Raw genomic sequence first — 17,285 nt, 5'->3', positions numbered from 1 at the left:
TAATCGGGCTGGTTTAGAGGGTCGGAGGCTGCAGGCTATCGCGCAAGGTGGCCATGGGCAGAGGTTTGATCAGCAGGGCATCCATACCTGCAGCGGACCATTCTTTGTCTTTATCCAAAATGGCATTGGCGGTAATGCCAATAATGCGTCCCTGGTACCCTTCCGCGCGCAGGGCACGGGCCAGAGAGTAGCCGTCCATGCCGGGCATGAACAGGTCTGTAAACACAATATCAAATTGATCTTTGTTTGCCAGTGTCAAGGCGGCTTCGCCGCTGGCTTCCAGATGAGTAGTGCAGCCCAACAAAGTCAATTGCTCCTGAAGAATTTGCCGGTTAACCGGGTTGTCATCCACGACCAGTACATGTTGGGTGCGCATGGAAGGCTTTAATGCCTCTTTGGCCGGCTGGGGCGCGCAATCCAGCGCTTGAGCCTGCTGCACCGCTTGCATGATATGTTCCATGGCAGTCGAGGCGGTGTAGAAGCGGTCGGGATTGTCGGCTTGAGGGGCTTGGGTCTGGGTATTGGGTTGAACCATGACCTGGCGGCCTGTCCACTCAGGTGTACTGGTGGCAAAAGACGGCCAGCTATGCACCAGTACAGCCCCCGGTTTGGCGACTTGTCCGGTGTAGGGCAGGGCATAGGCACCCCAATGACGGAGCCATTTGCTGACGTTGGAGACAATTTCCGGGATGTCTCCAGTCACATAGACGGGGCGGAACGCCAATTGGGATCCGGGCGTCGGAGCTGTGCCGGGCGGTGAGGCCACAGGCAAAATCACTTCGAACGTGATACTGGTGCCCAGGCCCGGTTCACTGACCACGGACAGGGAGCCACCCATCAGGCTGGCCAGGCGCTGACAAATGGGCAAGCCCAGACCCGTGCCAGGCTGCTTGTTGGTGCCGCCTTCGTTAAGACTGAAATAGGGCAGGAATAGTTTGGGCAGAACCTCTGCACTGATGCCCTGTCCGGAGTCCGTAATCTGAAACCGCAGTGACAAGCGATTACCCGGCTGGGGCTCAGTATGCAGACGCAGCACCACATGGCCAGAAGTGGTGAACTTGATGGCATTGCTGATCAGGTTGCTCAGAATCTGGCGAATCTTCAGGGGGTCACCGATAGTGGGGACCAAGGCCCTGACAGGGGTGATGGAATATAGTAGCAAGCCCTTGTTTTGTGCGGTTGCAGCAAACGCTGCAATAATTTCATCCACCTGCTCCTGCGCACAGAACTCGCGCGGTTCCAGGGTCACGTGCCCCGCTTCAATACGGGACAAGTCCAGCGACTCACCTACTACTCGGAACAGCGTTTCGGCCGAGCGGCGCAAGGTGTCCAGATAGGGCGAAGGGTGTTGTTGTTTTTCGGACAGAGACAGTAGCTCCAGCGTCCCTAGAATTCCGTACAGGGGCGTGCGGATTTCATGACTCATGGTGGTCAGGAATTGAGTTTTGGCGATATTGGCGTTCTCCGCCAGTTTGCGGGAGTGGCGCAGGGCAGCCTCTTCGGCCTTTTCAGTGGTGACGTCAATAATGGAGCACAGGGCCGCAGGATGTCCGCGGTAATTCAAGCTGATGGCATGTACACGTACACTGCGGCCATCCTTCAGGGTAACGTCGGTGCATGCGCTTGGCTCATGCTCACCGGGTAAGCGCGTACGCCATTGATCATCACCTTGCATCCAGGTGCGTGCCTGCAGGTTTTCTTGAAAAACCACTTTACCTTGTGCGTCGACCAGGGCCAGGCCGACAGGAGCCATGGCAACCAGCTTGCGATTCAAGGACACGCTATCGACCAGGCTTTGTTGCTGCTGGCGAGCAGGCAGCAACAAGCGCCTCCGGATTAGGGAAGCGCCGACCAGAACAACGGTGGTAAAGACCGTGAGGGTCAGCAAGGCCGTAATCAAGGCGTTGCGGCCATCGTGCAACAACTGCCTGGTTGGCAGGGCGTAGAGTACTCGCAGGCCGCCCGTCCCAATGGACTTGCTCAGGATGATATGTTTGGGCCAGCCTTTGCCATCAAAACCGAAATAGTCTTGTTGCACCCAGCGCAATTCAGAAGCATCGGGTGGAGCGCTGCTGTACAAGACTGCTTGCCCGCGGACATCGAACAGAATGTACTCCGTCCCGGTTGGTGGAGGTGTCAAGGTTAGGACCTGATCGATGTTGTTTAATTCCAGGCCCAGCCAGGCCCCCTGGCGATTATCTCGATCGACGGGCGTATAGGCAACCAGTTGTGAAAGGGCGTCATTGTCCTGATGCAGCCAGAGTACGGAAACCTGACGAGCATGAGGTTCTTTATTGATGGTACTTAGACGCGTGGCCAGGGCATCCACTTGTGGTTCCCAGTGCAGACGCTGGCCGTCGCTCTCCAGGCGGTAGTCCCGCGCGGGGTTTAACTCGCTGTAGCGTAGGGTGCCTGTTCGATGAATGGCATTCCAATGGCGGCGCGTCAGCAAGAAGGTATAGCGATCAGGTGAGCCATTGTTCGGCGTGTCGAGCGCCTCCAGATTGTGACTATTGGATGAGAGCAGCACCGTGTCGGGAGAAACCGCAGCCGCGGCCACGGCGCGCAGCAGGACCTCACGCTGGTCAAAAAATAATTGGGCGTGGTCGGCTGCGCCGTTCAGTTGCCGACGATACTCGGAAATCAGGTGCGTAGCCGATGCATACAAATATGCCCCGGTGCCCAAAGAGGCACACAGGATAAGGATTAAGGACAAGGCACCCAGCAAGACGCTGGGAAAGCGAGGAACCTGCATGCAGGGCAGGTTCTCTCGCATGGGGCTGCCTGTTAGCTGAACGGTCCTCATGCTGTTCCGTCCTGGTTTGCGCCCTGTTTGGCCAGATCGCCGGGCAGCATGGGATCGGGTTCACGCTTGACACAGTTCAGGCGAAGCAACTGATAGTTCAGGCTCTCGGCTTGTTCGGCCAGCTCGTAGCGGGCACGACACAACTGGCCGTTACGGCTGATATCCAGATAGCCGCGCATTTGTTCAGGGGAGATCATGGTCAGAATACGGCCACGCGGGTCGGTCATGCCCAGTTGCTGGCCGACGGCATCCCGCACCATGGCGCCAAAGGGCAAAGCTGCACCTTGTTCATCGCGCAATTCAAACTGTACGCGGTAACCGACCTCGGCCTTGAAGGTGGCTAGGGCAACCGCACCGCGGGTAGGGACGATTTGCTGTACGGTGTTGTCGAATTCGGCATTGCGCGGGGCGTTGCGTGTATCCAGGCTGACGTGGTTACTGCGGTAGGGGGTGGCATTGGGGATGATGGCGTAGCCGTTCGAGCCGGTCTTGACACCAGCGTGGCTGGACACGCCTACCCCGGCTACAGGCGGCTCCACTTTGGCCAGCATGATGGTCTCACCCAGCGCCTGCCCCAGATTCACCCCACCGCTATGCGCGACAACCGAACCATTGGCCGAGAAATTGCCGGAGCTGTGCTGACTGCCATAAGAGTAGCCGGCATTCATGCGGGCAAAGGAGGTTGCCGTTCCCACGTTGACCGAGGCGCTGCTTTCACCGGCAGCACTGCGGCCACCAGCAACGGCGTAGCTGATCTCGTGATCGGTAGGCAGCAGGCCGCTGGCACCGGCCTGGACAGCATTGCCACTATTGTCGTGGCTGACCGTGGTGAAGCTTTGCGGTGCATTTTGTCCGCTGCCCAGAGGAATGCTCAGAGTCAGCATGACAGCGTTGTCGTGCGAGCGCGAAGGACCAAAGGAAGACTGCAGGTTCCGGGTACGGGTGTACGACAGGTTGTAGTTCACCTTGCCGATATGGTTGCTGTAGCCCACCGACAAGCTGTTGGAGGAGTTGTTCTCCCAGTTCTTGTTGTAGGAAGCGCTCAGGTACAGATTTCCACCGCCTACAGGTTGGCTGATATTGGCATCGATACGCTGGCGCGAATCACGTTGACCGTACAGGCGCAAGTGCGCTGGCGCTTCAGTGGCGGTGACGTGATCGGCCAGGGTGCGATAGCCACGGCTCAAGTCGTGACGCATATTGATGGATACATTTGAGCCGGTAGCCTCGATGAACTTGTTGTAACGCAGGTTCATGCTGGTGCCCTGGGATTGCTGGCCCTGGACACGACTGGTGGAGCGGGTCGCATCCAGCGAGACCGCACCCAGTTGGGTATTCATGCCGACCCCCAGGGAATAGGCATTGAAGTCTTTGGACACTTGCACCCCAGCGGCCAGGGTGGTGTTGGCGCTGACGCCATACAGCATGGAGCCGCTGACAAAGTGGGGACGCTCCTGCATTTCGTCGTTCAGGCGCAGTTGACCGGCGGCGATGTCATAGCTCAGGCGGCCTTCACGCACCATCAAGGGCGGTGCAGAGAATGCCTGGCGCAAGATGCGACGCGAACCATCGGCTTCGATAATAGTGATTTCCAGATCACCGTTCGAGCCCGAGGGTGCCAGGTCACTGATGGCAAAAGGACCGGGGGCGACGTTGGTGGTGTAGATCACATAGCCGTTCTGGCGCACTTCTACTGTGGCATTGCTCTCGGCCGTGCCACGGATAACCGGCGCGTAGCCTTGCTCGCTGTCGGGGCGCATAGCCTCGTCCGAGAGCATTTGCACACCCATAAAACGCACACTGTCAAACAGTGGCGAGCGGGTATACGTTTGCCCAGCCAGCAATTGGCTTTTCAGGGCCACGATATCGCGCTGGGCGTAGGTGTTCTGGCTGGTAAAGGAGCTGGAACGATTGGTGCCCGAGGTGTAGTAGGAGTTGTTGCGTACGCGCCAGGGGCCGATATTCACACCCATGCGCAGGTCCGCGCTCAGGTGGTTGGTGGAGGACATGCCTTTACTTTGATCGCGGCGTACATTGACGCCGTAGTTCACAAAGGCAGCCGTCTGGCCCGAGTCCCACAAAGAAGGATCAACATAACCGCGTTTGCTGGGGCTCAGGTAGATCTGCGGGATGCTCAGCAGCAGACGCAATTGGGCACTTTCATAGACCACCGTGGCGTCGGGCACAATCTCAGGCAGACGCAAGCAGGTGGATTCAGTCGACACCGGAGTGGGCAGTTTGCTCAGATCAACCCCGATCTGATCGAGCATGTCCTTGTTAAAGCAGGGCTCGTTTTCGTCGGTACGCGGGTTGCGCTTGAAGGTGATGTCGCGTCGTCCGGTACGCTGCTGGTTCACGTACAGGTCCACGCGCTGTACGCCTTCAGCTACGTTGCTGTTCGAGAGTAAGGTGCGCAAGTCAGCGGTGGAGGCGTTGCCTTGCAGGAAGGCCATGTTAAATGCCATGGAATCGCCGCTATCCAGAGCAGCGACTTGTACAGGCTTAGCCTTGTTTTCTTCGGGAGCGGGCACGTTAACGGAGGAGGACGTCTGAGCCTGGGCAGCACAAGCTGCAAATACCATGCAGGGCAGCAAGGCAATCCGCAACGCGGCCAGCGGCTGGCGGCTGATGGGATGAGTGCGATGGCAGAACAGATGGTTTTTTGTGAACATGACTCTGCACCCTGGGGGCGTGATTGACGATTTGAAGACGTGCAAGGGCTCCTGCTACTGGCCGGGTGCCAGTAGCCGAAAGGGTCAGACGTGAGACGCGGGGAGTGGGCGGCGGGTCGTGCCGCCGGCTTACGGGGTGTCCGAGCTCAAGGCGCGGGCCTGAACTTTGCTTTGGCCGTTCAGGCGAACTTCATAGGGATCGGCGCTGCCGTAGTCACTGATCGCACGAAACTGCAAGGTGTCTTGTGCTCCGGAGCGACCCAAGGGCAAGCGGCGGGTCTGGCCAGGGGCAATCATGCCGGGCTCTTCCATTTCCTGGCCCTTGGCAGTGCGCAGGGTGGACATGGACACGTGGTAAGCGCTGGGGTTGTGGATCTCCAGCATAGGTGCGCCCTGAGCGTTGACCACGGACCACTGCAAATCGGCAGGGGCCTGGGCGGCTGAACCGGGTAAACCGTCAGGACGGAAAAATAATTTGATGCGTTGGCGAATGGCTATTTGCAGCTGATTGTCACCGGGACTCTGTTGCGGGATTTCCTGGATGTTCAGCCAGAGCACGGTTTCGCGGTCACGAGGCAGGCCCTGTTCACCACCGGCATAGAGCACACGCATCACTTGCTGGCCGTTAGGGGCCACTTTGACCAGTGCCGGGGTAATGGCAAAGGGTAGTTCTGCTTGATCGTGATCGGTATTCGTTTCCAGCCAGGACTGAACCAGGATGGGTGAATTGTCGTTGCGAACCACAATGGAAGCTTCTTGCTGCTTCTCGGGCAGGATCAGGCGGGTACCGCTCAAGGAGATGGATGCCTGGGCCTGGTTGCTCAACAGCGCAGCGCTCAGGGCCAGACATCCAAAAGCCAGTTTCTTGAAAGTTAAGATAGACATGGTTCATTCTCCTTGAGGGGTTAGGTCTGGCGAAAGGGATCACCCTTCGCCAGTGGTTCAGCAGCCTTATTCGTAAGACAGCTCGTAGGCAACGGTCGCGTTGGCTTGGCCACCGACAACATCAGCAACTGCAGCACCGGCCTTGCGGGTGTAGTAGGCGGTCAGAGGAATGTTGATGGCGCCGTCAGCGTAAGGAGCTTCCAGCTTGGCGGTGCCGCTGGTGAAGTCCAGAATGGTTTGGTCGCTGACCAGCATGATCTGGACGTTTTGTGCGCCGCCAGTTACTGCAATGCCCTTGCCGGAGGTGGTGGTAGGAGCCAACTTCAGTTCAACTTTGGTGCCGGTGGCACATTCGATCTGCATATCGATGTTTTTGGAGATCGATGTGATGCCGCCAGCAGAGGTAGCCGGCGTCGCTTCAGTGCCCAGAGTCTTGGCCGACACAGGGCCCATATCGACCAGCATGTTGGCACCAGAGCTGGAAGCACCAGGAGAACGCACGGTGCAGCTATCAGCGTTGATGCTGCCTACAAAGTTGATGTTGCCGCGGGCAGCAGTCGTGAGCTCGGCTTGGGCACCGGTAGCAGCAAAAGCGGAAAGGATAGTGAGGCCGAAAAGGATCTTTTTCATGATTGATTTGACTTCCGATTGTTGGACAAACGAAGCAACCTTGTTGTACGCCTTGGGGCGCTCTAAGGTTCCCAGGAGTGTGCTCTGTTTGGGCACAATTGAAGTTTAGGAAATCAATCGGGGAAAAGATTTAGGACTATTCTTAAAATGTGGTCCTATTAATTGAGCGGGCTTTTTTTAATTGTTTTCTGTCAAGTGGATTGTTTGCTGATTTTGCAGTTCTTGACTATTGGGTGTGATTGGAGTCGAGTATCTAATAAAAAAAATAAAGTACTCTAGGAATAATTTCAAATAATTAAATGAGTCGAGCTTTTAAAATCTCATCATTAATTGGCTCGGAACCGGGCCGAAAACGAGTTTTGGTGAGTGAGGAGCGCGATATGCGGAACTATCTATTCAAGAAGCAGAAGTTATCCCGTCAGTTGTTCGCGTGGACTAAAGTGCTGATGTCGCCCCTTGTCTGGCTGATGGGGTAGGCCAGGCTCAAGCGCAGTCGACGAGCTGTTTCAGGTCCCGAGACCTGACGGCCAGTTACACGCTGGCCCAGTTCTATAGTTTTGAACTGGTGGTTATTGATGACAAGGTATATAAAGGCGGCAAACTGACCTTTACTGAAGCCAATAAAGTCCTCGTTATGACAGCCAATCAAAAAGGCACGGCTAATGCCCAGCTTTGTATTAATGGATTCGTGGACCCCATGGCGGCTTTGACCAGCACAGTGCAAGTGCCCGAGTTGCCCAAACTTGCCTTGCCTAGTTGCAAATTCTCGACCAATATCTTGACTCAAAATGTGGTTCTGGGGCCGATTGATCCTAGTCAGATTGTGCCTGCAGGTGCAAGTCGATCTTCAGGTGCGTCAGGGCAAGCCCATTTTTTTATTTGCTGGCGGGGGGCTCCTGCCAGTGTAAATAGGCATTGCGGGTTTGGGTGGAAACGGACTCCAGAACCTTTTGATGGGTCACCTTATGGCGTGCCAGCAAGCGTGCATCGGCCACAGAGCGGGACTTGCAGAACCAGTGGCAGCTATGTTGAAACAGGTATAGCTCGGCGGACAGATGAAAGGCCCGGCTTTTTGGGTCCAGATGTTCGGGGTTGTCCACCCTATGACGCAGTCCGGCAGCATGAATCTGCAATAGCTGGCGGAAGTCGCGCGTCATTGACGGGATAATGCGTTCGGCATAGGGCACACAGAAGGGCAGCATGCCCACTCGGGTGTTTTCTGCTGGTTCTTTTTGCAGAAGATCGGCCAGGGATTGAATCTGGGTAGCTACCGCGTTTTCGGTCTGGGCAAACATCTCCAACACCTGCAGTTGGCGTGAGGGGTCCTGTTCGCCAATCGCGCGGGTATAGCCTTCCGTCAGCGTTTCCATATGGCGTTCCAGATGGAAGCTGCTCAAGTGGCGACCCAGCAAGATAATGCGTCCGCGTTGATACCGTGCCCGCACAAAGTGCAGGGCGATCGCGGCGACCAGAAGAAGAATTACTGTGTCCATCATCCGTGTTTCCGTGCAGGGCCAGGCACCTTGTTGTTTTCTACTGCAGCGCAAAGCCTGGCTATAAAAATATCGGCTGCCAAATAGCAGTCGGCCATTGTATCCCGCCATTCTTTATTCTTGTTTTCATTCTCAGTGGGGATGACCAGCATAAAGGATGAGATAAGCAGAATACCGATTGCTGAAATCAACAGACGCGCCGTTTGGCGCGTCTGTTGTTATGCTCTTCCTATCAAGGAGCAAGCAGTAAATGGGACACTGCTTGTGTGGCTTGGAAGGCCAATCCGCAGGATGACTCGCGTTCAGGCTTTCGTAGCGGCTGGCAAGCCTGGTCTGTCTGGTGCTTGTGATTGTTCCTGACTGATCTGACGTACTACCAGCAGCATGCACAAGGCCGAAACAATAATGCAGGGAATCGCCGAGCTGATGACGCCAGCGGCTCCATATCCCTGGCTAAGCAAGATGCCAGCAAGGGTTGGACCCAGAGTTGCGCCGATACGGCCAACGGCTGCAGCGGTGCCGACGCCGGTGGCACGCACGGAGGTGGGGTAGACAATACCGCCAAAGGCATACAGCACGCCCTGGCAACCAATCACAAAAGCGCCCGTCAGTGCGGCGGCCCAATACATTTGTGTCAGGCCGGCTGCAGCGTTCAGGCTTAACAGACCAGCCAGAATACCGCCGTACATCAGTGCAATAACCAGGGTTTTGTGCCAGCGGTCGGTCAGATAGCCCAACAAGACCGTGCCCACGGTTGCGCTGACCATGAACCAGAATTGGGCTGTGCTGCCTTGCTTGCGGCTAAAGCCCAGTTCCTGGAACAAGGAAGGAAGCCAGCTCAGCATCAGGTAGACCACCATCAGCGTGAAAAAATAGCTGACCCACAAGAGCAGGGTGCGGGTGGCCAGACCATTGCTGAACAGATCCTGGAAGCGTCCTTGTACGATGGTTCGATTCTGGCGTGCTTGCAAAAACTCGCGTGACTCGGGCAGCAGCCACACCATGACAGGAATGACGAGCAGTGGCAGCAGGCCGCCCAGGTAGAAGATATTTTTCCAGTTTTCACCAAAGTTGGAAGCGGCGACCAGCGATAAAATGGCTGCCCCAACGGGCATGCCCGCATACATCATGCCCACGGCGCGGGCACGGTGTTCGGGCTTGACGGACTCGGCAGCCAAGGTGATCAGGTTGGGCATGGCTGCGCCCAAACCAGCACCGGCCAGAAAGCGCACCAGCAACAGGGTGGCCATGCTGTTGACCCAGGCGGTGAACAAGGTAAACAGGGCAAAGATGGCGACCGAGGCAATCAACACGGCTTTGCGACCGTATTTATCTGCCCAGCGCCCGCCCATCAGGGAACCGGGCAGTAGCCCTAGAATGCCTGCGCTTAGAAAATAGCCCTGATAAGTTTTATCCAGTCCAAACTCGGCTGCCACGCCTTTAACGGCAATGCCAGCAGCTTGAATATCCATGCCTTCGATAACGGCGATCAGAAAGCAGATCGCCACCGTGATGACCGCGTGCCTGCGGCCGTGGGTTTGTGTCATTGCAATGTCTCCTCGGTTGACCGGGACGTTTTTTTTATTGCTTCTGCGACCTGCCCGCCCCGAATTCAGGGCGCAGAAATCCGCTCACCGCGTGTTAAAGCGGCGGTGAGTCGGGGTAGAGCTTTTTTAGAGTTCCGGAGTCAGGCCGTCGCGGCTTGTCGTTGCAGCAAGTCCAGAGCCACGTCCACAATCATGTCTTCCTGGCCGCCAACCATGCGGCGCTTGCCCAGCTCGACCAGAATGTCCACGGTTTTCAGGCCGTATTTCTGGGCGGCTACTTCGCTGTGACGCAAGAAGCTGCTGTATACGCCTGCATAGCCCAGGGCCAGAGTCTCGCGGTCTACGCGCACTGGGCGATCCTGCAAGGGGCGCACAATGTCGTCTGCTGCGTCCATCAGGGTGTACAGATCCGTGCCATGGTTCCAGCCCATGCGTGCGGCGGCAGCAATAAACACTTCCAGCGGGGCATTGCCGGCTCCGGCCCCCATGCCTGCCAGGCTGGCATCAATGCGGTCGCAGCCTTCCTCCACGGCCACAATGCTGTTGGCCACACCCAGGGACAGGTTGTGGTGGGCGTGAATGCCGGTTTCGGTTTCGGGTTTGAGCACATCCTTGAAGGCGCGGAAACGGTCGCGCACATCGTTCATGTTCAAGGCCCCGCCCGAGTCGACCACATAGCAGCAGGTCGCCCCGTAGCTTTCCATCAGCTTGGCTTGTTCGGCCAAATGTTGCGGCGTAGTCATGTGGCTCATCATCAGAAAGCCCACCGTGTCCATGCCCAGATTGCGGGCATATTCGATGTACTGTTTGCTGACGTCGGCCTCGGTACAGTGCGTGGCCACCCGCACAATGCGGGCACCGGCGTCATAAGCGGCTTTCAGATCGTGAATGGTGCCAATGCCTGGCAGCAGCAAGGTGGCAATCCTGGCATGGGTAATGACTGAGGCTACGGCCTCAATCCATTCCAGGTCGGTGTGTGCGCCAAAACCGTAGTTGAAGCTGGAGCCACACAGCCCGTCGCCGTGGGCCACTTCGATGGAATCGACCTTGGCCTGATCCAGGGCACGGGCAATATCCATGGCGTTTTGCAGGCTGTATTGATGACGCACCGCGTGGCTGCCGTCGCGCAGGGTCACGTCGGAAATAAAGAGCTTCTTGTTGGGATCGTGTGCCATTGTGATGTCCTTGCGTGTCATGCGGTTTGCGTGAGCAGGCGGGTTTGGGCCAGTCGCTCGGCGCAGGCCAGCGCAGCACTAGTCATGATGTCCAGGTTGCCAGCATAGGCAGGCAGATAATGTGCGGCGCCTTCCACCTCGATAAACACCGAAGTTTTCAGGCCGGAGCGCCATCCCAGACCGGGCACATTGATGGGCTTGTCCTCGGGAATTACATCGAACTGCACTTTTTGCTTGAGGCGATAGCCGGGCACGTAGGCCTGAACCTTGTCGGCCATGCGCTGGATGGACTGCTCGATTTCCGCTTCCTTGCCCGGATCGCTGAGGGTGTAGACGGTATCGCGCATCAGCAAAGGCGGCTCGGCCGGGTTGAGCACAATAATGGCCTTGCCCACGGTGGCACCGCCTACGACCTGCATGGCTTTACTGGTAGTTTCAGTGAACTCGTCAATATTGGCGCGGGTGCCCGGACCGGCGGATTTGGACGAGATCGAGGCGATGATCTCGGCATAGTGCACGGGGGTCACCTGCGAGACCGCTGCAATGATGGGGACAGTGGCTTGCCCGCCGCAGGTGACCATATTGATGTTGGGCGCCTCCAGATTGTCGTCCAGGTTCACGACCGGGATGGTGTAGGGGCCGATAGCCGCAGGGGTCAGGTCAATGACCTGGATGCCATGCTCTTGCAGGACGGCATTGTGACGGGCGTGGGCTCCTGCGCTGGTCGCATCAAACACAATGCGAATGTCTTTGAAGTTGGGCAGCTTCAACAGCCCGTCCAGTCCTTCGTGGGTGGTGGGCACGCCAAGGCGGGCCGCACGGGCCAGGCCATCGGAGGCCGGGTCGATCCCGACCATCGCGGCCATTTTCAGGTGTTTGCTTTGGCGCATCACCTTGATCATCAGGTCGGTGCCGATATTGCCCGAGCCAATGATGGCGACGGCAATGCCGTTGGGGTTTGTCATGTGTGTTACTCCGTACAAAGAGGACTTAGCCTGCGCTGAAGGTGACGGATACCGAGCCTATGCCCTCGATCACGGCTTCAAAGTGATCGCCGGGGGCGACGGGAGCCATAGGGCCTAATGCACCGGTCAGAATCAGATCGCCGGCCCGTAGCGGTTCGCCCAGTTTGGCCATGGTGCGGGCCAGCCAGGCGGCGGCATTAAAGGGGTGGCCCAGGCATTCGGCACCGCTGCCGCTGGAGGCCAGTTCCCCATTGCGATGCAGGCTCATGCGGGCATTGCGCAGGTCCAGGCCGTCCAGGCGACGGGCGGGGCCGCCCAGCACGTACAGGCCGCTGGAGGCGTTGTCGGCCACGGTATCCACAAAGCGGATATCCCAGTTGGCAATGCGGCTGCCCACGATTTCCAAAGAGGGCATGACCCAGCCTACTGCTGCGGCGACATCGCCAAAGCTGGTGTCGGCATGGGGCAGGTCGCGCTCCAGTACCAGGGCAATTTCGGCCTCGATCTTGGGTTGCAGGACACGTTCGACAGGGACGGTTTCGCCATCGCCATAGGCCATGTCGGCAAACAGGGCGCCAAAGTCGGGTTGCGACACGCCCAGTTGCTGCTGGACCTTGGGGTTGGTCAGGCCAATCTTGCGGCCCGTCAGGCGACGACCTTGGGCTAGTCCACGGGCAATATTGATGCGTTGGATGGTGTAGGCCGCCTCGGCATTGTCTTCACCAATCAGGCTGCGAATCGGGTCTATGGACTGATTGCTGCTCTCGGCCTGGCGCAGTCGGCTGGCCAGGGTATCAAGCAGATCGCTGGATGCCGTATTCATCTTAACGCTCCAGGAAATCCAGAACCAGCTGGTTGAATTTCTCGGCATGTTCCCACTGCGCCCAGTGACCGCACTGGTTGTAGACGTGCAACTCGGAGTTGGGAATGCCAGCCAGCAAACGCAGGCCGGTATCGAAAGGTACAACACGGTCCTGACGGCCCCATATGATCAGGGTAGGGGCGGTAATGCCGGGTAGACGCGGGCTGAAATCGGGGAACTGGCGGGGATTGGCTTCCAGGGACTTCAGGAAGTTTTCCAGGTGGTCCTTGCGGCTGAGCATATTGTTCAGACGGGCCTGCAGCAGCTCTTCAGTCAGCACGCTGGCGTCGAATACGAACACATTGTTAAAGCGCTTCAGGTTTTCCAGCGTGGGTTCGCGGTAAAGACCGTTCAGCAGCTTGATGCCTTCGCTGGGCATGGGGGTAAACAGGCTCATGCCACCTGTGCCGCCACCCATCAGGACCAGCTTGGCAACGCGCTCAGGCCAGGTCAGGGCAAAGGCAACCGAGCTATGGCCGCCCATGGAGTTGCCCAGCATGTGGATTTTGTCTATGCCCAACTGGTCAATAATGTTTTTCACCACACGGGCGTTCAGGTCGGAGCGCGAGCCGCTGTTGACAATGGAATCGCTCTTGCCCCAGCCAGGACAGTCGATCAGCAGGACGCGATAACCAGCCTGGGTCAGCGACTCAATATTGCGATTGAAGTTGGCCCAGCCGGTGGCACCGGGGCCCGAGCCGTGCAGCATGACAACCGTCTGTTCGCCCTGACCCAGGTCGTTGTAGTGGATGCGCAGTTCTTTGCCTTCCTCGACCACGGTCGCGAAACGGCTGTAATCAGATTCATTCAGACTCATGACAATCTCCTGATGTTTTGTTGTGGTTGATTTCAGTTCTTGTTGGGATGGGCAGACAGGCCGCCAAAACCGGCAATCCACTCCGGAATTTCGCGGTAGTAGCGATGTCCTGCTTCGTAAGGGCCATAGGCCGACAGCCCGGCAAAGGCGGCTACCCAGGTTTTGACTTCGTGGGCGCTTCGGCCTGCCAGGGTGGACACGTCGTCGTTGGCGACCTCATCGAGCTGGGCATAGCCCTGCGTTTGCAGCAGATCCAGAAAGTTCTGGTCCCATTCGGGGTTGAGCGGATGCAGAACAGAAGGGTCCTGGGTGAAGGCTCTGCCAGCATCGATCGTGCGTTGTGTGCGGGCGGCACGGGCTTCGGGCGACAGCGTGTAGCCTTCACCATCCAGCGAGCGTCGTACGGCATCGGGGGCTTCGGCGTAGACGGGTACGGGAGGTTGATGCGACAAGCCGCCCGAGCCGATCCACAGCACGCGCTTGCCGGTAGAGCGGGCCCATTGCCCGATGGCCTCGCCCAGCAAACGGGCACGCTTGAAGGTCGGCAAAGGGGCGGCAACCGAGTTGATAAAAACCGGGATGACGGGGTACTGATCCAGACTGCCCACAAGATGTTCCAGTGGGTAGGCGGCACCATGATCCAGTTGCATATCGTGTGAAATGGCCACGTCCACGCCGCTATTGATCACATGGGTGGCGCATTGTGTGGCCAGCTCGAAGGGCACATCCAGGCGTCCGACCAGGCTGTCAAAATCGCCAATGGCATGCGCGCCCGTGCCTATGCAAAAGCTGGGCATGACGTTGTAGAAAAAGCCGTTGAAGTGATCGGGGGTGAACAGCACGATCAGATCAGGCTTGAAGGCCGCAATCCGTTCGCGGGCGGCTTTCTGTACCGCAAAGACCTCGTCCAGTACCGCTTGAGCCGGGTCGTGATGCCCCAGCAACGGCGTGTGTGAAAGACACTCCAGGTGTGCCAGCATGTCAGTCTCCTGATTCTGATTATGGGTGTACGGGTGCCGCCGCTTCGCCAGTCAAGGCGGCGAGGGTGGTGTGGCTGTTTGCTGCCTGCGCGACTTGTTTGGCCAGATTGCGCAGGTTCTGGGCGGTGTCGTTCCATACCTCCAGCGGCAGGACGGCCCGGTGTTCAATCAGCTCTTTAAGCGGGCGCATATCGCGGCCCTGATTGACGGTGATGGCACCGCAAATGGCCCCTTCAGGGTCCAGACCAATCAGGACAAAAGGAGGCGTGTCCAGCTTGCCGCGCAGGATCCAATGGGCAGCGGCCATGTCTGCGGCGAATTGAATGTTCAGATCGCACTGGTCTGTCCAGAACCAGGCTGGGCTGGCCTGGGCAGGTTCCTGGTCCAGCATGTGGCAAACGGCCATGCAAGCCTGACGGTTGGCGTTCTCCCAGGTCTCCTGTCGTTGCCAGCGGCCATCCAGACCAATTTGCACGGTGGTATCTCCCGCGGCATAAATGGCAGGCTGGGAACTGCGGCCGTGTTCATCAATCACAATTGCACCCTGTTCGGTGTGCAGTCCGGCACTATCGGCCAAACGGGTATCAATGGTCACACCGACACCGTAAATCAGCAGATCACCTTGCAGTTGCTGGCCATTGCTCAGTGTCAGCGCCACTTTCTGTTCTTCGTCCAGGCGGGCCTTGCTGACCTGTGTGCCCAGGTGAAAGCGCACGCCGCGAGCTTCATGCACGGTCTGCAGATACTGGCTGAGGACTTCCGGTGCGTTGCGCGACATGATGCGGCTAGCCGGATCGATCAGCTCCACCGTGGCACCCAAAGCGACCAGGCTGGATGCCAGCTCCAGGCCAATCACACCGGCACCGACCACCAGCACATGGCTGCCAGGTTTGAGCTGAGCGCGAATGCGGTTGGCATCGTCCAGGGTGCGCAGAACATGCGATACCGAACCTAGCGCGTCCAGTTCGGGCAGACGTCGGGCTTGTGCGCCCGTTGCCAGCAAGAGGCTGTCGTATTGCAGAGTTTCGCCGTTGGACAGGGTGATGCAGCCTTGTTCAGCGTCAATCGCTTCGGCACGGATACCCAATTTCAGGCTGATGCTCTGCTCGTTGTAAAAGCTGGCTGGATGCAGGTTCAGCTGCACATTGTCCGGGTCCAGCAAGGCGTCTTTGGACAGGGGCGGACGTTCGTAAGGCAGGTGGGGTTCCTCTCCGACCAGGGTGATCTGTCCGGCAAAGTCACGGCGGCGCAGTTCAGCGGCAGCCGTGGCACCGGCCTGTCCCCCACCAATAATCACAATATGGGGTGTCTGCATCACAGCTCCAGTCCACCGGCCACATTGCGTATGCCGCGTACTCCCAGACCTGCGTCGGCATTGATCATGACGCCGGTCAGAGTCTGGTTGTTCTGGCGCGAGGCTAGCAGCACAAAGGGGCCGGTAAATTCTTCAGGTTCGGGAAAGAATTGCAGGGGCAGGATTGCTTTGATGGCATCCGGTGAACGCGAATCCATGATGCGCGTATCTTGCTGCCCCAAGGCTTGCGGGCCACGCAAATCGGTTTTCATGCCGCAAGGCCCCACGCCGTTGACACGGACTTTAGGCGCCAGCTCAAAAGCCAGTTCACGAATCAGACCGACCGCGGCATGTTTGCTGGCGGTATAAAGCGGGCCACCGCCTTCGGCGTAAAAGGCCGAATTGCTCAAGGTGAAAATCATGCTGCCGCAGGATTTGACCAGTTCGGCTGCCGCCGCCTTGGCACCGAGCAGATAGCCTTTGACGTTGATGGCAAACAGCTCGTCAAAGCCTTTGTCCAGTTGCTCCATGCTGATGTTGATCAGCCTAGCGCCATGGTCCCAGACTGCGGCATTGCCAATAAAGCAGTCCAGCTTGCCAAAGCGGGCGACCGTGGCCTCCACGGCGTTCTGGTTGTCGGCTGCGCTGCACACATCCCCCTGGATGGCCAGCACCTTGCCGTCGAACTTCTGTTCCAGATCGGCACATTTTTCTGCCGAGCGCTCCAGCACGGCCACGGATGCGCCTTCCTTTAAAAAGCGCTCGACCAATGCCAGACCCAGGCCTGAACCGCCGCCGGTAATCAAGGCGACTTCGTTTTGTAGCCAGCCATTCATGCCTGGGCCTCCAGATCGATATAGACCATGCCTTCGCTGATGATCACCGGATAGGTGCGTAACGCCTCGGTCGCGGGCTGGCACAGGGCAGCGCCCGTTTTCAGACAGAAACGGGCAGCGTGCAGCGGGCACTCCACGGTGCCGTCGTCCTCGATATAGCCTTCGGACATGGACGCGTTGCCATGAGTGCAACGGTCGTCTGTTGCATAGAAGGTGCCATCAATATTGAACAGGGCAATCTGGCGGTCGGGAGTGTCTATCTTCAGTGCCTCGCCATCGGCCAGGGCACCGGTTTCACATGCGGTAATGCGTGTCATATCAAT

15 protein-coding genes are annotated in these 17,285 nt (G+C 57.9%); all 15 read right to left on the bottom strand.

From position 1 onward, the window contains the following. Positions 1-13 precede the first annotated feature (13 nt). The gene (locus tag OSH09_RS17220; protein WP_266121673.1) at positions 14-2,776 is read right to left on the bottom strand and encodes an ATP-binding protein; all 2,763 of its coding nucleotides are present in this window, start codon (positions 2,774-2,776) and stop codon (positions 14-16) included. Between the two features lie 26 nt (positions 2,777-2,802). Further along, positions 2,803-5,478: a fimbria/pilus outer membrane usher protein gene (locus OSH09_RS17215; protein WP_266121672.1), complete on the bottom strand. Its 2,676-nt coding sequence runs from the start codon at positions 5,476-5,478 to the stop codon at positions 2,803-2,805. 129 nt (positions 5,479-5,607) lie between these two features. Then, the gene (locus OSH09_RS17210; protein ID WP_266121671.1) at positions 5,608-6,363 is read right to left on the bottom strand and encodes a fimbrial biogenesis chaperone; all 756 of its coding nucleotides are present in this window, start codon (positions 6,361-6,363) and stop codon (positions 5,608-5,610) included. A 66-nt stretch (positions 6,364-6,429) separates the two neighbouring features. Then, on the bottom strand, positions 6,430-6,993 hold the full coding sequence (locus OSH09_RS17205) for a fimbrial protein (protein ID WP_266121670.1): 564 nt from the start codon (positions 6,991-6,993) through the stop codon (positions 6,430-6,432). 418 nt (positions 6,994-7,411) lie between these two features. Further along, positions 7,412-7,780 (bottom strand): hypothetical protein, encoded by a 369-nt coding sequence (locus OSH09_RS17200; protein ID WP_266121669.1) that lies wholly within the window; start codon positions 7,778-7,780, stop codon positions 7,412-7,414. Positions 7,781-7,868: 88 nt separating this feature from the next. Next, the gene (locus OSH09_RS17195; RefSeq protein ID WP_266121668.1) at positions 7,869-8,489 is read right to left on the bottom strand and encodes a hypothetical protein; all 621 of its coding nucleotides are present in this window, start codon (positions 8,487-8,489) and stop codon (positions 7,869-7,871) included. Positions 8,490-8,788: 299 nt separating this feature from the next. Then, on the bottom strand, positions 8,789-10,033 hold the full coding sequence (mhpT, locus tag OSH09_RS17190; RefSeq protein WP_266121667.1) for a 3-(3-hydroxy-phenyl)propionate transporter MhpT: 1,245 nt from the start codon (positions 10,031-10,033) through the stop codon (positions 8,789-8,791). A gap of 140 nt (positions 10,034-10,173) precedes the next feature. After that, on the bottom strand, positions 10,174-11,208 hold the full coding sequence (gene dmpG, locus OSH09_RS17185) for a 4-hydroxy-2-oxovalerate aldolase (protein WP_045930316.1): 1,035 nt from the start codon (positions 11,206-11,208) through the stop codon (positions 10,174-10,176). A 17-nt stretch (positions 11,209-11,225) separates the two neighbouring features. Further along, positions 11,226-12,173, bottom strand: coding sequence for an acetaldehyde dehydrogenase (acetylating) (locus tag OSH09_RS17180; protein WP_266121666.1), 948 nt, complete (start codon positions 12,171-12,173; stop codon positions 11,226-11,228). A gap of 25 nt (positions 12,174-12,198) precedes the next feature. Continuing rightward, positions 12,199-12,996: a 2-keto-4-pentenoate hydratase gene (gene mhpD, locus OSH09_RS17175; RefSeq protein ID WP_266121665.1), complete on the bottom strand. Its 798-nt coding sequence runs from the start codon at positions 12,994-12,996 to the stop codon at positions 12,199-12,201. A 1-nt stretch (position 12,997) separates the two neighbouring features. Continuing rightward, a complete protein-coding gene (locus tag OSH09_RS17170; protein WP_266121664.1) occupies positions 12,998-13,852 on the bottom strand; it encodes an alpha/beta fold hydrolase in 855 nt (284 codons plus the stop codon). 32 nt (positions 13,853-13,884) lie between these two features. After that, positions 13,885-14,832, bottom strand: a complete 948-nt coding sequence (locus tag OSH09_RS17165) for a 3-carboxyethylcatechol 2,3-dioxygenase (protein ID WP_266121663.1) — start codon at positions 14,830-14,832, stop codon at positions 13,885-13,887. A gap of 19 nt (positions 14,833-14,851) precedes the next feature. Further along, positions 14,852-16,147, bottom strand: a complete 1,296-nt coding sequence (hcaD, locus tag OSH09_RS17160) for a 3-phenylpropionate/cinnamic acid dioxygenase ferredoxin--NAD(+) reductase subunit (protein ID WP_266121662.1) — start codon at positions 16,145-16,147, stop codon at positions 14,852-14,854. Then, on the bottom strand, positions 16,147-16,962 hold the full coding sequence (gene hcaB / locus OSH09_RS17155) for a 3-phenylpropionate-dihydrodiol/cinnamic acid-dihydrodiol dehydrogenase (RefSeq protein ID WP_266121661.1): 816 nt from the start codon (positions 16,960-16,962) through the stop codon (positions 16,147-16,149). Before hcaB ends, hcaD begins: the two co-directional genes overlap by 1 nt. After that, positions 16,959-17,279, bottom strand: coding sequence for a 3-phenylpropionate/cinnamic acid dioxygenase ferredoxin subunit (gene hcaC, locus OSH09_RS17150; RefSeq protein ID WP_026484793.1), 321 nt, complete (start codon positions 17,277-17,279; stop codon positions 16,959-16,961). Before hcaC ends, hcaB begins: the two co-directional genes overlap by 4 nt. Positions 17,280-17,285 lie beyond the last annotated feature (6 nt).

Source organism: Alcaligenes parafaecalis, from assembly GCF_026344135.1.
Taxonomy (GTDB): Bacteria; Pseudomonadota; Gammaproteobacteria; order Burkholderiales; family Burkholderiaceae_B; genus Alcaligenes; species Alcaligenes parafaecalis.
The sequence above is the reverse complement of the archived record's forward strand: the minus strand, read 5'-3'. Positions and strand labels throughout refer to the sequence as shown.

What these genes read in the sequence shown, in the direction of transcription:
- OSH09_RS17220 (WP_266121673.1), bottom strand. Translation starts at nt 2,776, where the DNA reads ATGCGAGAGAACCTGCCCTGCATGCAGGTTCCTCGCTTTCCCAGCGTC.
- hcaB (WP_266121661.1), bottom strand. Translation starts at nt 16,962, where the DNA reads ATGAATGGCTGGCTACAAAACGAAGTCGCCTTGATTACCGGCGGCGGT.
- OSH09_RS17205 (WP_266121670.1), bottom strand. Translation starts at nt 6,993, where the DNA reads ATGAAAAAGATCCTTTTCGGCCTCACTATCCTTTCCGCTTTTGCTGCT.
- dmpG (WP_045930316.1), bottom strand. Translation starts at nt 11,208, where the DNA reads ATGGCACACGATCCCAACAAGAAGCTCTTTATTTCCGACGTGACCCTG.
- OSH09_RS17170 (WP_266121664.1), bottom strand. Translation starts at nt 13,852, where the DNA reads ATGAGTCTGAATGAATCTGATTACAGCCGTTTCGCGACCGTGGTCGAG.
- hcaD (WP_266121662.1), bottom strand. Translation starts at nt 16,147, where the DNA reads ATGCAGACACCCCATATTGTGATTATTGGTGGGGGACAGGCCGGTGCC.
- OSH09_RS17195 (WP_266121668.1), bottom strand. Translation starts at nt 8,489, where the DNA reads ATGATGGACACAGTAATTCTTCTTCTGGTCGCCGCGATCGCCCTGCAC.
- mhpT (WP_266121667.1), bottom strand. Translation starts at nt 10,033, where the DNA reads ATGACACAAACCCACGGCCGCAGGCACGCGGTCATCACGGTGGCGATC.
- hcaC (WP_026484793.1), bottom strand. Translation starts at nt 17,279, where the DNA reads ATGACACGCATTACCGCATGTGAAACCGGTGCCCTGGCCGATGGCGAG.
- OSH09_RS17210 (WP_266121671.1), bottom strand. Translation starts at nt 6,363, where the DNA reads ATGTCTATCTTAACTTTCAAGAAACTGGCTTTTGGATGTCTGGCCCTG.
- OSH09_RS17165 (WP_266121663.1), bottom strand. Translation starts at nt 14,832, where the DNA reads ATGCTGGCACACCTGGAGTGTCTTTCACACACGCCGTTGCTGGGGCAT.
- mhpD (WP_266121665.1), bottom strand. Translation starts at nt 12,996, where the DNA reads ATGAATACGGCATCCAGCGATCTGCTTGATACCCTGGCCAGCCGACTG.
- OSH09_RS17180 (WP_266121666.1), bottom strand. Translation starts at nt 12,173, where the DNA reads ATGACAAACCCCAACGGCATTGCCGTCGCCATCATTGGCTCGGGCAAT.
- OSH09_RS17215 (WP_266121672.1), bottom strand. Translation starts at nt 5,478, where the DNA reads ATGTTCACAAAAAACCATCTGTTCTGCCATCGCACTCATCCCATCAGC.